This window comes from Micromonospora sp. LOL_023, from assembly GCF_048060115.1.
In the GTDB taxonomy this organism is placed as follows: Bacteria; Actinomycetota; Actinomycetes; order Mycobacteriales; family Micromonosporaceae; genus Micromonospora_E.
The window spans coordinates 13,957-27,531 of sequence record NZ_JBHMIM010000071.1; the positions used below are offsets into that span (position 1 = coordinate 13,957).

Genomic DNA, 13,575 nt, shown 5'->3' on the forward strand with positions numbered 1-13,575 from the left:
AGCCCCGGTAGCCAGTTGCGTCACCGATCCGACTCTTCCCGCACGAATACGCCAGCGCCGGGTGCTCCATCGACGAGTCCGCGCGCCTTGAGCCAGTCAATTGCGGCGCGGACAACTTGACGGGAGACGTCGAACTCGGCGCAGAGTTCGGTGCCGGACGGCAGCTTGGATCCAGGCGGGTACTCCCCAGAATCGATGCGTGACGTCAGCGTGTCGATCAGTCGTTGTTTCTTGGTGTAGGCAGGCATGGGCAAGGCTTCCGTGGCAGGTACGCCCATGTGATCACGGATCGCGCGCGAGCGTCAATGTCAAGCACTTACAGGGCTTGACCTAACATGACAGGTAATCTTAGATTTGGTCAAGCGACCGTGGCAGGTCGAAGTTGGTGAGATTTGTAGGCGGCCCGGGTGGAGTTGGCGCTCCATGATCCCGGGCCTTGACCGGGAGAGGACCCCGGCCCATGAGCAATCTACCGAAGCGTGCCCATCCGCCGTGGTGCCTGCGCGGCCCTGACTGCGCCACCACGCCCGACAGCGCCGCCTGGCATTCGTCCAGGCTCCTGCGAGTCGCCGCGACCGACGTGCACCCGTACGTGGACGTCGCCGTCGGCCGCTGGCAGCTCGATCCCGCCGAAATCCGGCGGGCCGAAACCCGTGCGGCCCTGACCTGCCCGGCGGCGGCGCTGGCTGGCGGCGTACTGCTGGAGTTTCGGCTCGGCGACGACGTCGATCAGTGGCCGGTCGACCCGGCGCAGGCGCTCGCCCTGGCACACCTCGTTCCACGACTGCTGCGCGACAACGTCGCCCCTCGGCGCCGCCGCGCAGCCTGATGCCGGTCGACGGTCGGGGCCGGCGCATTGCCGGCCCCGACCGCACTTTCAGTCGACGATGGCGTACGCGCGGACCGGCGAGGTGTCCAGCCCGGCGAACATCGGCGGTACGGCGCTGAACCGGAATCCGTCCGTCGGCAGATCGCCGAGCCCGCGCAGGTGCTCGACGATCGGAATCCCCGCGGCCAGCAGAATGCTGTGCGCTGGCCGGGCACCCGCAGCCGAGGGCCCGGTGTCGTCGATGTTGATCGAGTCGATGCCGACCAGGGTAGCTCCTGCCGACACCAGCCACTCCGCTCCGTCTGCCGTCAGGTACGGGTGGTCCGCGTCGGCGTACCGCTCGGTGCCGAAGTGTGCCGACCAGCCGGTGTCCAGCAGCACCGCCCGCCCGGCCACCGCTCCGGCGGCCACCGCGCCCCCGGCCGGGGCCGCCTCGGGCAGGTGCGCACGCAGCAGCGCGGCGTCCACCGCTCGCGCCGAGGGTGGCACCCGGACCACGACACCCGGCAGATCAGCCAGCCTCTCCAACGGCAATCCGGACAGGTCCACCCCGTCGGGCCAGCGGTGCGACGGGGCGTCCAGGTAGGTGCCGGTGTTGCCGACCATCGTGATCTGGTTCATCCGGAACGTGGTGCCGGCCGCGTACCGCTCGACCGACGCTTCCCGGCTGAGCCACTCGGTGATCGTCGGGGCGGGCAGCCCTGGATAGGTGACCATGCCGTCTCGGATGACGTGGCTGAGCTCGACGAACCGTTTCCTGGTCGGTGTGTCCATGCACGGCGAGGTTAGTGGGTGATGGCTGATCGGTGGGCGGATAGGCTGGTAGGCCTGACCCCCCGCCCGGACCGGGCGCGGGGTTGTCGTCGCGTGCGGGCCGCAGAGCGCGCACCAACGCACCGCAAGGCGTACCCCACCGCGAAGGTTGTGATCATGACCGCGCTCGTCGGCCTACTCAGCGCCGCTCTCGTCGATCCCGCCCTGACCCGGGTACGGGATCTGGCGCGGGTCGCCACGCCCGACTCCGACGGGCTGGACGTCACCGCGCCACCGGCGCTGCGCCCGTTCACCGTCGCCACGGTCGCCGCCGACGCCGAGGCGGGTGGGGCGGGGCGGCCGGTGCTGGCGGTCACCGCCACCAGCCGGGAGGCCGACGACCTGGCCGCCGCGCTCGGCACCCTGCTGCCGGCCGACCAGGTGGCGGTCTTCCCCAGCTGGGAGACGCTGCCGCACGAGCGGCTGTCCCCCCGGTCGGACACCGTCGGCCGGCGGTTGGCTGTCCTGCGCCGGCTGGCGCACCCGGACGCGGACACCGGTCCGACCACCGGCGACGGCAAGCAAGGTGAGCGCAAGCAGCAGGAACCGCTGCGGGTGGTCGTGGCACCGGTCCGTTCCCTGCTGCAGCCGCAGCTCAAAGGGCTCGGCGACCTGGAGCCGGTCCAGCTGACCACCGGCTCCGGCAACACCACCGGCTCCGGCAACACCGCCGGCGGAGGCCTCGACGAGGTCGTCGAACGACTGGTCGCCATGGCGTACGCCCGGGTCGACCTGGTCACCAAGCGCGGCGAGTTCGCCGTCCGCGGCGGCATCCTCGACGTGTTCCCGCCGACCGACGAGCATCCGTCACGGGTCGAGTTCTGGGGCGACGACGTCGAGGAGATCCGTACCTTCTCCGTCGCCGACCAGCGCACCATCGAAGCCGTCGACCGGATGTGGGCACCGCCGTGCCGGGAACTGCTGCTGACCGACCCGGTACGCCAGCGGGCGGCCGAGTTGGCGCAGCAGCATCCCGAGCTGGGCGAGATCCTGGACAAGCTGGCCGAGGGCATCCCGGTCGAAGGCATGGAGTCCCTGGCCCCGGCCCTGCTCGACGGCACCGGCAGCATGGAGCTGCTGCTGCACTGCATGCCGGCCGACACGCACGTACTGCTCTGCGACCCGGAGCGGATCCGCACCCGGGCGCACGACCTGGTGCGTACCTCGGCGGAGTTTCTCGAGGCCAGCTGGGCGGCGGCCGCCGTCGGCGGCCAGGCCCCGATCGACCTGGGCGCGGCCGCCTTCCGCACCCTGGCCGAGGTCCGCGCGGTGGCCGCCACGCTCGACCAGCCGTGGTGGACGCTGTCGCCGTTCGGCCTGGCGGAAGCGGACACGGCCGCAACGTCTGCCGATGAGCCGTGGGCGGACGCGCCGGCGCCGGTCGTGGTCAGCCCGGACACCGGCGACGCGGTGGTGCTGTCCGTCACGCCGACGCCGCTCTACCACGGCGAAACCGACCGGGTGGTCGACGACCTGAAGCGCTGGACCGGCGACGGCTGGTCGGTGGTGCTGGTCTTCGAAGGCCACGGCCCGGCGCAGCGCTCGGTCAGTGTGCTGCGCGACGCCGGCCTCGGCGCGGTGCTCACCGAGACCGTGCCGGCACGCCCAGCCCCGGGGGAGCTGATCGTCACCTGCGGCCGGATCGGCAACGGCTTCGTCGCCGAACGGGCCCGGCTGGCGATCGTCACCGGCACCGACATCAGCGGCAGCCGGGGCGCGTCCACCAAGGACATGCGCAAGATGCCGAGCCGGCGGCGCAACACCATCGACCCGTTGGAGCTGCGCGCCGGCGACCACGTGGTGCACGAGCAGCACGGCATCGGCCGCTACGTCGAGCTCGTGCAGCGCAAGGTCAACGGCGCCGACCGGGAGTACCTGGTCATCGAGTACGCCCCGGCCAAACGTGGCCAGCCCGGTGACCGGCTGTTCGTGCCGACCGACCAGCTCGACCAGCTGTCCCGCTACGTCGGCGGCGAACAGCCGACGCTGCACAAGATGGGCGGCTCGGAGTGGCAGAAGGCGAAGGCACGGGCCCGCAAGGCGGTCCGGGAGATCGCCGCCCAACTGATCCAGCTGTACGCCGCCCGCAAGTCGGCCAAAGGTCACGCGTTCGGCCCGGACACCCCGTGGCAGCGGGAACTGGAGGACGCCTTTCCGTACACCGAGACGCCGGACCAGATGGCGGCGATCGACGAGGTCAAGGGCGACATGCAGCAGCCGACCCCGATGGACCGGCTGATCTGCGGCGACGTCGGCTACGGCAAGACCGAGATCGCGGTACGGGCGGCGTTCAAGGCGGTGCAGGACGGTAAGCAGGTGGTGGTGCTGGTGCCGACGACGCTGCTCGCCCAGCAGCACTACAACACGTTCGCCGAGCGGATGAGCCAGTTCCCGGTGCAGATCCGGCAGCTGTCGCGGTTCCAGACCCCGAAGGAGACCGAGCAGACGCTGACCATGGCAGCCGAGGGCGCCGCCGACATCGTCATCGGCACCCACCGGCTGCTGCAGTCGGCCACCCGGTTCAAGGCGCTCGGGTTGGTCATCGTCGACGAGGAGCAGCGCTTCGGGGTGGAGCACAAGGAGCACCTGAAGTCGCTGCGTACCTCGGTCGACGTGCTGACCATGTCGGCGACGCCGATTCCCCGGACGTTGGAGATGGCGATCACCGGCATCCGGGAGATGTCGACGATCGCCACCCCTCCGGAGGAGCGGCATCCGGTGCTGACCGCCGTCGGCGCGTACGACGACCGGCAGGTCGCCGCCGCGATCCACCGCGAGCTGCTCCGCGACGGCCAGGTCTTCTACCTGCACAACCGGGTCGAGTCGATCGACAAGGCGGCCCGGCGGCTCCGGGAGCTGGTGCCGGAGGCACGGGTCGCGGTGGCGCACGGCCAGATGGGTGAGGACGCCCTGGAGAAGGTGATGGTCGGCTTCTGGGAGAAGGAGTTCGACGTCCTGGTCTGCACCACGATCGTCGAGTCGGGCATCGACATCCCGAACGCGAACACGCTGATCGTGGAGCGGGCCGACCTGCTCGGCCTGGCCCAGCTGCACCAGATCCGCGGCCGGGTCGGTCGCGGCCGGGAGCGGGCCTACGCGTACTTCCTCTACCCGCGTGAGAAGCCGCTGACCGAACACGCCCACGAGCGGTTGGCCACCATCGCCCAGCACACCGAGCTCGGTGCCGGCATGTACGTCGCGATGAAGGACCTGGAGATCCGGGGCGCCGGCAACCTGCTCGGCGGTGAGCAGTCCGGCCACATCGAAGGCGTCGGTTTCGACCTGTACATCCGGATGGTCGGCGAGGCGGTGCAGAACTTCAAGGGCGAGGCGCCCGACGACGACGAGGCCGCCGAGGTGAAGGTCGACCTGCCGATCGACGCGCATCTGCCGCACGACTACATCGGGGTGGAGCGGCTGCGGCTGGAGATGTACCGCAAGTTGGCCGGCGCCCGTGACGCGGCCACGCTGCAGGAGGTCGTCGCCGAGATGACCGACCGGTACGGCGAACCGCCGGAGCAGGTCGGCAACCTGGTGGCGGTGGCGAGGTTCCGGCTGCTGGCCAAGGCGTACGGGCTGGCTGACGTGTCGATGCAGGGCAAGCATGTCCGGTTCGCCCCGCTGGTGCTGCCGGACTCGAAGCAGTTGCGGCTCAAGCGTTACCACCCGGACGCCGTCTACAAGTCCGCCGCCGACCAGGTCAGCGTGCCTAGGCCGACGACCCGGCGGATCGGTGGGGACCCGTTGCGCGACCAGCCGCTGCTGGACTGGTGTGGCCAACTGCTGCGTGACCTGCTCGGCGACCCACCGGCCCCGGCGGCTTCCGGCGCAGCACCGTCAACCGACAGTACGCGGGTCGGTGCACCGGCCCGCACGGGTGCGTGAGAGAGTGTCGTCCATGCAGCGTGTCCGTCGCCTGGCGTCGATCACCGTCATTGCCCTGGTCGGGGTCGCCGCACTGTCCGCCTGCCGGTCGCAGCCCGGCGTCGCCGCCTACGTCGGTGACCAGCAGTACAGCGAGGAGCAGGTGACCGACCTCGTCGACGAGATCGCCGAGCAGCTCGGTGATCAGGCCGGCCAGGAAGGCGCCCCGCCACTGCCGACCCGCCAGCAGGTCGTCAGCGCCCTCGTCCTCGCCGACGTCTGCCGCCAGCTCGACGTACCGGCCGGTGCGCAGCAGATCTCGCCGGACCAGTACTCCCAGCAGACCGGCCTGCCGGCCGACTCCGAGTTCGTCGAGGCGGCCGCGCAGGTCTGGACCTGCATCACCGGGCTGCAGACCGGCGAGCTGGTCGAGCCGACCCAGGAGGAGCTGTTCGACCTGGTCGACCGGGGTCGGGCCGCCGGAGTCATCCCGGCCGAGGTCAGCGATGAGGAAGCGGCCAGCCAGCTCGACGGCGAGCAGCTGCGCACCGCGCTGGCCACCCGCAACACCATCTCCGACGCGGTGGCCGAGCAGGACGTCACGGTCAACCCGCGCTACCGCCCGCTGGAGTTCCCGGTGCTCAGCTTCCAGAGCAACGTGATCGCCGTCGGTATCCCGCTGGGCGACGGTGACTCGGGCACGGTCAACGAGCGGCAGTGACCGCCCGGGTCGTCCTGCTGGTCACCTCACCCCGGCTGCCGCCCGGGCTGCTCACGGCGCAAGCGTGGGACGCCGTACGCCGGTTTCCGGTCTTTGCCAGCGTGGACAGTGAGCTGACCACGGCGATCAGCGTCGCCGGCGGCACGCCGGTGACCGTGCTTGCTCCGGATCCTGCTTCGGCGGCGGAGCCTGCCGAGGAGACGCTGCTGGCGGCGGCCGCCGAGCACGGCACCGCCGTCTGGCTGGCCGGCCCGACCGGCGACGAGGGCCTGGCCCGCCGGCTGGGGCTGCGACTGGCCCGCGAGCCCGGCCTGGCCGAGCTGGAGCTGATGTACGGCTCCTGGGATCCGCCGGGGGCCCGGCTGCTCGACGCGGTCGAGGTCATGGACCGCCTCGCCTCACCGGGTGGCGATCCGTGGAAGCGCCAGCAGACCCACGCCTCCCTGGCCCGGTACCTGCTGGAGGAGAGCTACGAGGCGTACGACGCGATCGTCTCCGGCGACCTGGCTGCGCTGCGCGACGAGCTGGGTGACGTGCTGCTGCAGGTGGTGCTGCACGCCCGGCTCGCCGAGGAGTTGCCCGACGGCGAACGCTGGGACGTCGACGACGTGGCCGGCGGCTTGGTGGCGAAGATGATCCGCCGCAACCCGCACGTCTTCGCCGGTGCTCGGGTCGATGGTGTCGACGAGATCATCGACAACTGGGAGCGGATCAAGGCTGAGGAGCGGGCTGCCGCCGGTGGGGGTGAAGCGCCGTCACCGATGGACGGGATCGTGGTCGGTCAGCCGGCGCTGTCGCTGGCGGACAAGGTGCTGCAGCGGGCCGGGCGGGCAGGGGTCGACGTACCGCTGCCGGAGCCGGACGCGGCCGACGACCCGTCGGCGCGGCTCGGCGCGCAACTGCTCACCCTGGTCGCGCAGGCCCGGGCCGACGGTCTGGACGCCGAAGGGGCGTTACGCCGCGCCGCCCTCGCGTACTCCGACGCCGTCCGCGTCGCCGCCAGCTGACGACTCCGACGACCCGCTGGCCCGACTGCCCACTGGGGTCGAAGATCAATTAATCGAAAACCGGGATCGCGTCGGCGTGTCGGCTGGTTTTACGTCAACTGATCATGGCTGCGACGACTCTGCGGACTCCGGCGACTCTGCGGAGTCCGGACGGAGCCGGACGCCGCGCAGCTCCAAGGTCAGGAACGTCACCACGCCGAAGAAGAGCGCGATGTCGGCGACGTTGCCGATGAACCAGTCGAAGTACGCGATGAAGTCGACGACGTGGCCCTGCCCGAACGACGGCTCGCGGAACAGCCGGTCCAGCAGGTGGGTGAACGCCCCACCGAGCACCAGTCCGAGCGACACCGCCCAGGCGCGGGACCGGGCCCGAGCGGCGAACCAGGCGGTCACGCCGACGCCGATCGCGGCGGCGATGGTGAAGACCCAGGTGGTGTTCTCGCCCATCGAGAACGCGGCGCCCGGGTTGTAGATCAACTGGATGCCGAGGGCGTCGCCGATCAGCGGGGTCCGCTCGCCCCGGGTCAGCGTCGCCTCCGCCCACATCTTCGTCAGCTGGTCGACGACGAGCACGGTGGCGGCGAGACCGAAGGCGAGCCAGGGGGCGCGGCGGGTCCACCGCTGCTGCCGGGGTGCGGACACCGCCGTGCTGGAGTCGGTCGGTTCGTGGGTGGTCTCGCCGGGGCCGGCCTGCTCGCTCATGATCGGTGATTCTCCCACCGATTCCTGGCAGCCCTGCGCCGGAGCCGCCCACCGGGTCACTCATGCTGGTCCCGTGGCGGTGAGTGGTGACGATCTGCTGACGACCGGTGAAGCGGCAGTCGTGCTGCGGATGTCTCGGCGTCAGGTGGTCGACCGGTGCGTACGCGGCCAGCTCCCGTACGTCTGGGTCGGTCGCCGTCGCCGGCTGCGGCGGGCCGACGTCGAAGCAGTGCTCCAACCGTCGCTGATCCGCGACCAGTACAAGGCGCTGTGGCTGCACCATGCGGTCGCCGGCAGACTGGTCGCCGATCCCGACCTGGTGTTGCAGAAGGCGGCGAGCAACCTCGAACGGCTCCGGGCCATTCACCCTGACGGCATGACCCGGCACTGGCTGGACCGCTGGGCCGAGGTGCTGACCGGCGGCACTGAGGTCGTCCTGGAGACGCTCACCTCCCGATCGGCGCTTGCCGACGAGCTGCGGCAGAACTCGCCGTTTGCCGGCGTCCTCACCGAAGCGGAGCGACAGTCGGTGCTCAGGTCGTTCGCGGACCGGTAGCGGATGGAGATACTGGTCCTACGCTCTCCTCGTGGAACGCATCGGTCCCTGGGATCTGAGCCAGGACATGGGTCAGGCGTCTGTCCGAGTGGGTTGCGGTGAGACCATTGAGATCACTGAGCGTGGCCGGCCGATTGTCCCAATTGTTCCAATGGGTGGCGGCAAGTCCGTGCTGGCCAAGCTGGTTGCTGCGGGTCGGGCCGTTGCCCGACGGTTGGTGGCCGGTTCCGCTGCCGCCGAAGCTCGGGGCGAAGATGGCGACGTGGCCACCGCGCTAGCCGCGCCGCGAGACGAGACGAGAGCGTTGGTGAGCCGCCTCGATCCCGTCATCATCAAGCTGCACCGCAGGGGTCTGCGCAGCGCCGATCTTGTCCGCCTGGCTCACAACTACGACGACGTGCCGCTGGCATCCTCCGCTCTTGTCGAGATGAAAGTCTCCAAAGCGCTGTGCTGATCAGTTCTGCAAGCCGCCGTCAGATGCCGGTGACGCACTGCCGGCGGCATGTGAGTGCGTCGGTTGACCTCAATGGGCATCCGTCCTCGCATCGATCGACGCGTTCGCATACAAGACGCTCCCTGCCAACCGCAACATGAGCCGGGAGACGTCGACAAGGAGTTCGGGGTACATCACCTCACCCGGTGACCTGCTTGACCAGATTCGCGTAGCGGCTGCCAGTGTGGAACTCAGGCAGCGGGAAGATGCGGGGCGTCACGAGCGAGTGCATCGTGCTCAGCCCACGCAACTCGTTAGCCAGTTCCATTGCCGTAGCCGGGGCGGTGAGGTCCACTCGGATCATGGCCAGTCGGCCTCGGTTGCGGTATGACAGAGCCAGGTCCCGACGGTCCTCGATGGTGGTCGCACGGTGGTGCAGTCGGCGCGGGATCATGACCCGTCGTGGCCGGTGGTCGCTGCCGTGTTCGCGGCGCATGCGGCTGCGGTGCTGCCGCGGCAGCCGCAACCTGTCGAGGTGTCATGACACCTGTGTCACCGCCGGCTTGTCGTGGTGCGTTGCCGCGGCCAGCGCCACGGCCCGGCGCCGGTCGTGGCGTCGAATGCGGCCAGGAACGGGTCACCGCTGACGTAAAGCATCCCGTCGGCACAGGTCAGCCCGGCGACCCGGCCGACCGGCGAGATCGTCGCCCAGTGGAAGTCGCCGCCTTCGGCCGGGCAGGCGTTGACCATCCCGTCGATGAAGCCGGCGAACACCAGACCCTGGCCGTGCGCGACTGCCCGGACCTGCAGATCGGTCTCCCACGTGTAGTACGACAGGCGGCCGTCGACGACGTTGGCGCGGTAGGTGTTGCCGTTCTGGCTTCCGACGAATACGCCGTCCGACGTCACGACGGGGGTACTCAGGGCCGCGCTGACCGGCGTGTGAGACACCAAGACCGGGGTGAACCCGCCCGGCCGCATGGCAACCGTCGACATCGTGCGGGTCGGCCGGGCCGGGAACGCGAAGATCCAGTTCGGTCCGTCGTCCCTGACCCGGCTCTCCTCGCCGGTGCGCAGTTCCAGGGCAATCAGCTCCCCCTGGCTGGTGGCCAGGTACAACCGGCCGGGGGAGGCGGCGAGCCGGACGCCGGTGGTCTCGATCGACCGGACCCACAGCCGCTCGCCGCTGTCCAGGTCGAACGCGACGATCACGCACACCGCGTCGGCGCTAGACCACGACTGCCGGATCTCGCCGACGCAGGCAACGATCCCGTCGGCGGACGCCGGCCCGCCCCACCGGACGGAAGGCAGGTTCTCGACGGTCCGGTGCCACCGTTGCGTTCCCGAGCCGGCCTCGAACGTCCGGACGCCGTCGCTGCAACAGGCGAATACGACGCCGCCTTCGACGAGTACGTCGAACACGGACGCCTCGCCGATCTCGGTACGCCACCGCGTCTCGCCGGTCCGGCTGTGCACAGTGTGCAGCGCCCCGGGCCGGTCGCCGGCGGCTGGCATGCCGATGTGCAGCGAGCCGAGGGAGTGCCCGACCCTCGGCGGACGCAGCAACGCCACCAGGGGCGGGGACCGGTCGGCGACCCGATGCTTCCATTGTAGACGTCCGGTCGCCGCATCGACCGCGTACACGTGGTGGTCGGTGCTGGTGCCGAACACCATGCCGTCGGCGGCCAGCGGTGCGTTGCCCATCGCCGACCGGGCGCGGACCCGCCACGGTCGTGTGCCAATCGATCGAGCCATGTCGTAACGGTAGCGGACATCGACGACGGCCAGAGGCACCCGCCAGAACGTGTCGGTCTCACTGGACGTTTGCTTCATCTTCGCGCCAGTAGCGGCCGATTCACATTTCGGTCCCAGCAGCTCAAAATGCCCGACCCAACCCAGAAAGAGAGCATATCGGCGGCCGCAGGCCTGCTCTCCGGTCGATGTCCAGGCGGCCGGACGGGCTACTCGTAGTAGTCGACCGCACCGGTGAATCGAGGCCTACGACCTGGCGCGCGTGCTGTGGACCCGGATCGACGACATGCTCGGCTATACAAGGTCGGCGCTCACCTCGCGGCAGATGATTATGCAGTCTCTGGGGGTATTGCCTCCTTGGACGGGCTGCTCACGTGCTCGGGGTTGTCGTGTGGCGGATCGTGGTCGCCTAGTCGGGTTGTTGACATCTGTAGATCAGGGCTCTGGTTCTGGTGACTGTCCGGTGTAGCCTGCGAGGCTGTGGCGAGGGTGGTTGCGGTTCATGGGATCTTGAATACGTTCTTGACGCGTCCGCAGATGGTGGCGGTGTGGGGTCCTGCGTTGTTGGGTGGGGTCGAGTTGGCTGGTGGCGCGCGGGATGCGCTGACTGCCGACGATCTTGACTTTGTGGCGTTTGGGGATGTGTTTCGTGCGTCGGGACGTCTTCTCGACGCGGGTGTGCCGCCGTTGACGGCTGACGATGTCGAGGCGGGTCTGGAGACCGAGTTGTTGGTGGAGTGGTGGCGGGCTGCGGCGGCGGTGGATCCGCTGGTGGGATCGCCGGATGCGCGGTCGTTGGGTGGGGTGGCGTCGGTGCGGGCGGCGGTGTTGGCGTTGGCGGGGTCGCGGTTTCTGGTTCGGGTGTCGGAGCGGGTGTTGGTGTTCTGGCTGAAGCAGGTTTCCGCCTATTTCGGGCAGCCGGAGGTGCGGGAGGAGATCCAGAGGCGGTTCGCGGCCGTGATCGGCCCGGACACGCGGGTGGTGGTGGCGCATTCGTTGGGCTCGGTCGTGGCGTACGAGGCGTTGTGTGCGCATCCGCAGTGGCCGGTGACGGATCTGGTGACGTTGGGTTCGCCGTTGGGGGTGCCGCATGTCGTGACGCAGCGGCTGCGGCCGCCGCCTGTCAGGGACGGGCGGGGTGGTCTGGTGGGGGTCTGGCCGGGTGTGCGCCGTTGGGTGAACATCACCGACGATGGGGACTTTGTGGCGCTACGGCCGAGGCTGCGTGAGGTGTTCGGCGATCGGGTGACCGATGTGGCCATCAGTAACGGAGTCGCCGCCCACTCGGTTGAGCGGTATCTGTCGGCTGCGGAGACCGGTGCGGCGGTGCTGGCGGGGTTGCGGTGACCGCCGCGACGGGTGGCGGTGAGGCTCGGCGGTTCTTCATCGGCGCGGCCACCACTGCCTTCCAGCCGGGTCTGGGCTTGGAGAACCTGCCTGAGCTGGGCGACGAGTTGCAGCGGGCCCGGGAGTTGTTCACCGGGTTGGGCTACTCGGCCGTGCCTGGCTTCGGGACAGGGATGGCGGCGCGGGGGTTCCAGGATCGGCTCCGTGCGTTCCTGACCGATCCACAGCGGCGTCCGGACGACGTGGTGGTGGTCTACTACACCGGCCACGGTCTCGACCACCATGGTGATCTGCTGCTGCCGATGGCCGATTCCGTCGATCTCGCCTACGACTCGGTGCGGGCGGGAGACCTGACCGGGCGGATTCTGGACAGCCACAGTCTGGGTGAGGTGGCCGGGCAGCAGCTGTTGTTCGTGTTGGACACCTGTTATGCGGGCAGCGCGGCCGTGCGGATGAACGCGAACGCCGCCGATTTTCTGACTCGCCTGCGAGCCTTGGACGGTACCCCGTCCGTCGCGGTGATCGTCGCCGCCCGGGCCAATCAGCGTGCTGCGCCGGGGGCGTTCACCCAGGCTCTGGCCGCTGCGGTGCAGGATCGGTCGGTGGCTGGTTTCGAGGTGCCGTTCCTGCCGTTGGACGCGCTGGTCACCGCAATCAACGCGAGGACCCCGCCGGATCAACAGGCCCGGTTGATGTTCCTCGGTGAGAAAGCGGCGGAGTTCTTCCCGAACCCGCGTTTCGACGACTGGTTCAGTGAGTACGACCTACGTACCCGTGACCTGCGTGTCCAGCGGGAAGCGCGGGAGCGGGAACGCCGTCATCATGTCGACCCGCGCGCGCGAGGACTGGACACTGCGGGCGGCCGGGATGATCTGTGGTTGTTCACCGGTCGGCATGCCGCGTTGCGGGAGGCGACTCGGTGGTTGGCGGGTGCCGGGCCAACAACGTTGGTGGTCACCGGCAGGCCGGGTTCGGGTAAGTCAGCGCTGTTGGCGCGTCTGGATGTGCTTGCCGATCCGCGCCGGCGGCGGTGGGTGCCCGACACGCATCTGCTGCCCGCTGACACGATTCCCGCCGACGGTGCGATCCGCCGCTTCGTGCACGCCCGAGGCAAGACCCCGCAGGACCTGCTGGCCGCACTCGCTGAGCCTCGATCCACCGACGCGGTTGGTCTTGAGCTCGGTTGAGTAGTTTCGGTATTGGGTGGTTTCGGAGCGTGGCTGGATCGCCGATTACGTGGTCGGCTTGCTCCGGGGGTTGTCGTTCGGGGGTTGGGGCGGGGGTTCGTGGCTTGTGGTCGGGCCGCCTGGTCGCGCGTCGGTGTTGCTGTGGTCAGCCGGGTCGTGCCTGGATGGTGGTGAACAGGTTGTCGAACGCGGCCTGCCAGGGCCAGTGCTCAGGTAGGTGCAGGTGGATGGTGCGGGCCCGGTGCGCGAGGCGGGCGGCGACGGTGATGATGCGGGTGCGGATGGTCGAGGTCCGGGCGGTGGTCCAGGTGCCGGCGGCGAGGTGCCCGGCGGCGCGGGTGAGGTTGTGGGCGATGGCGGTGCA

The 13,575-nt window shown here is 69.8% G+C and carries 14 protein-coding genes; 8 read left to right on the forward strand and 6 right to left on the reverse strand.

Features of this window, described 5'->3' with window-relative positions; genetic code table 11:
• Window positions 1-20: 20 nt before the first annotated feature.
• Complete coding sequence (locus tag ACFHVL_RS27325; protein WP_416631305.1) at window positions 21-248, reverse strand: winged helix-turn-helix domain-containing protein; 228 nt, start codon at window positions 246-248, stop codon at window positions 21-23.
• Between the two features lie 212 nt (window positions 249-460).
• Between ACFHVL_RS27325 and ACFHVL_RS27330 the strand changes: the two genes are divergently transcribed.
• Window positions 461-829 carry a hypothetical protein gene (locus ACFHVL_RS27330; protein WP_416631306.1) on the forward strand — a complete coding sequence of 123 codons (369 nt, stop codon included), beginning with the start codon at window positions 461-463 and terminating at the stop codon, window positions 827-829.
• A 48-nt stretch (window positions 830-877) separates the two neighbouring features.
• Here the strand turns inward: ACFHVL_RS27330 and ACFHVL_RS27335 are convergent, their stop codons facing one another.
• Window positions 878-1,603: a cyclase family protein gene (locus ACFHVL_RS27335; RefSeq protein ID WP_416631307.1), complete on the reverse strand. Its 726-nt coding sequence runs from the start codon at window positions 1,601-1,603 to the stop codon at window positions 878-880.
• 156 nt (window positions 1,604-1,759) lie between these two features.
• Here ACFHVL_RS27335 and mfd point away from each other — a divergent pair, with 156 nt between their 5' ends.
• From mfd to ACFHVL_RS27350, 3 genes are read left to right on the forward strand one after another with little or no spacing between them, the layout of a single operon-like run.
• On the forward strand, window positions 1,760-5,527 hold the full coding sequence (gene mfd, locus ACFHVL_RS27340; RefSeq protein WP_416631308.1) for a transcription-repair coupling factor: 3,768 nt from the start codon (window positions 1,760-1,762) through the stop codon (window positions 5,525-5,527).
• Between the two features lie 13 nt (window positions 5,528-5,540).
• Window positions 5,541-6,227 (forward strand): hypothetical protein, encoded by a 687-nt coding sequence (locus tag ACFHVL_RS27345; RefSeq protein ID WP_416631309.1) that lies wholly within the window; start codon window positions 5,541-5,543, stop codon window positions 6,225-6,227.
• Window positions 6,224-7,234, forward strand: coding sequence for a MazG family protein (locus tag ACFHVL_RS27350; protein ID WP_416631310.1), 1,011 nt, complete (start codon window positions 6,224-6,226; stop codon window positions 7,232-7,234). The genes ACFHVL_RS27345 and ACFHVL_RS27350 overlap by 4 nt, the downstream gene beginning before the upstream one ends.
• Before the next feature lie 102 nt (window positions 7,235-7,336).
• Here the strand turns inward: ACFHVL_RS27350 and ACFHVL_RS27355 are convergent, their stop codons facing one another.
• A complete protein-coding gene (locus ACFHVL_RS27355) occupies window positions 7,337-7,936 on the reverse strand; it encodes a signal peptidase II (RefSeq protein ID WP_416631311.1) in 600 nt (199 codons plus the stop codon).
• 73 nt (window positions 7,937-8,009) lie between these two features.
• Here ACFHVL_RS27355 and ACFHVL_RS27360 point away from each other — a divergent pair, with 73 nt between their 5' ends.
• Together ACFHVL_RS27360 and ACFHVL_RS27365 are read left to right on the forward strand one after the other, a co-directional pair.
• Window positions 8,010-8,492 carry a helix-turn-helix domain-containing protein gene (locus ACFHVL_RS27360; protein ID WP_416631312.1) on the forward strand — a complete coding sequence of 161 codons (483 nt, stop codon included), beginning with the start codon at window positions 8,010-8,012 and terminating at the stop codon, window positions 8,490-8,492.
• A 31-nt stretch (window positions 8,493-8,523) separates the two neighbouring features.
• Window positions 8,524-8,946, forward strand: coding sequence for a hypothetical protein (locus ACFHVL_RS27365; RefSeq protein ID WP_416631313.1), 423 nt, complete (start codon window positions 8,524-8,526; stop codon window positions 8,944-8,946).
• A gap of 178 nt (window positions 8,947-9,124) precedes the next feature.
• Here ACFHVL_RS27365 and ACFHVL_RS27370 read toward each other — a convergent pair whose 3' ends face one another.
• Together ACFHVL_RS27370 and ACFHVL_RS27375 are read right to left on the reverse strand one after the other, a co-directional pair.
• Window positions 9,125-9,289: a hypothetical protein gene (locus tag ACFHVL_RS27370; RefSeq protein ID WP_416631314.1), complete on the reverse strand. Its 165-nt coding sequence runs from the start codon at window positions 9,287-9,289 to the stop codon at window positions 9,125-9,127.
• Between the two features lie 188 nt (window positions 9,290-9,477).
• Window positions 9,478-10,680: a PQQ-binding-like beta-propeller repeat protein gene (locus tag ACFHVL_RS27375; protein ID WP_416631315.1), complete on the reverse strand. Its 1,203-nt coding sequence runs from the start codon at window positions 10,678-10,680 to the stop codon at window positions 9,478-9,480.
• Window positions 10,681-11,364: 684 nt separating this feature from the next.
• Here ACFHVL_RS27375 and ACFHVL_RS27380 point away from each other — a divergent pair.
• Entirely contained in the window at window positions 11,365-12,024 is a 660-nt protein-coding gene (locus ACFHVL_RS27380) for a hypothetical protein (protein WP_416631316.1), read from the forward strand.
• Window positions 12,021-13,211, forward strand: a complete 1,191-nt coding sequence (locus tag ACFHVL_RS27385; protein WP_416631317.1) for a caspase family protein — start codon at window positions 12,021-12,023, stop codon at window positions 13,209-13,211. Before ACFHVL_RS27380 ends, ACFHVL_RS27385 begins: the two co-directional genes overlap by 4 nt.
• 145 nt (window positions 13,212-13,356) lie before the next feature.
• Here ACFHVL_RS27385 and ACFHVL_RS27390 read toward each other — a convergent pair whose 3' ends face one another.
• Complete coding sequence (locus ACFHVL_RS27390) at window positions 13,357-13,566, reverse strand: transposase (RefSeq protein WP_416631320.1); 210 nt, start codon at window positions 13,564-13,566, stop codon at window positions 13,357-13,359.
• Window positions 13,567-13,575: the final 9 nt, after the last annotated feature.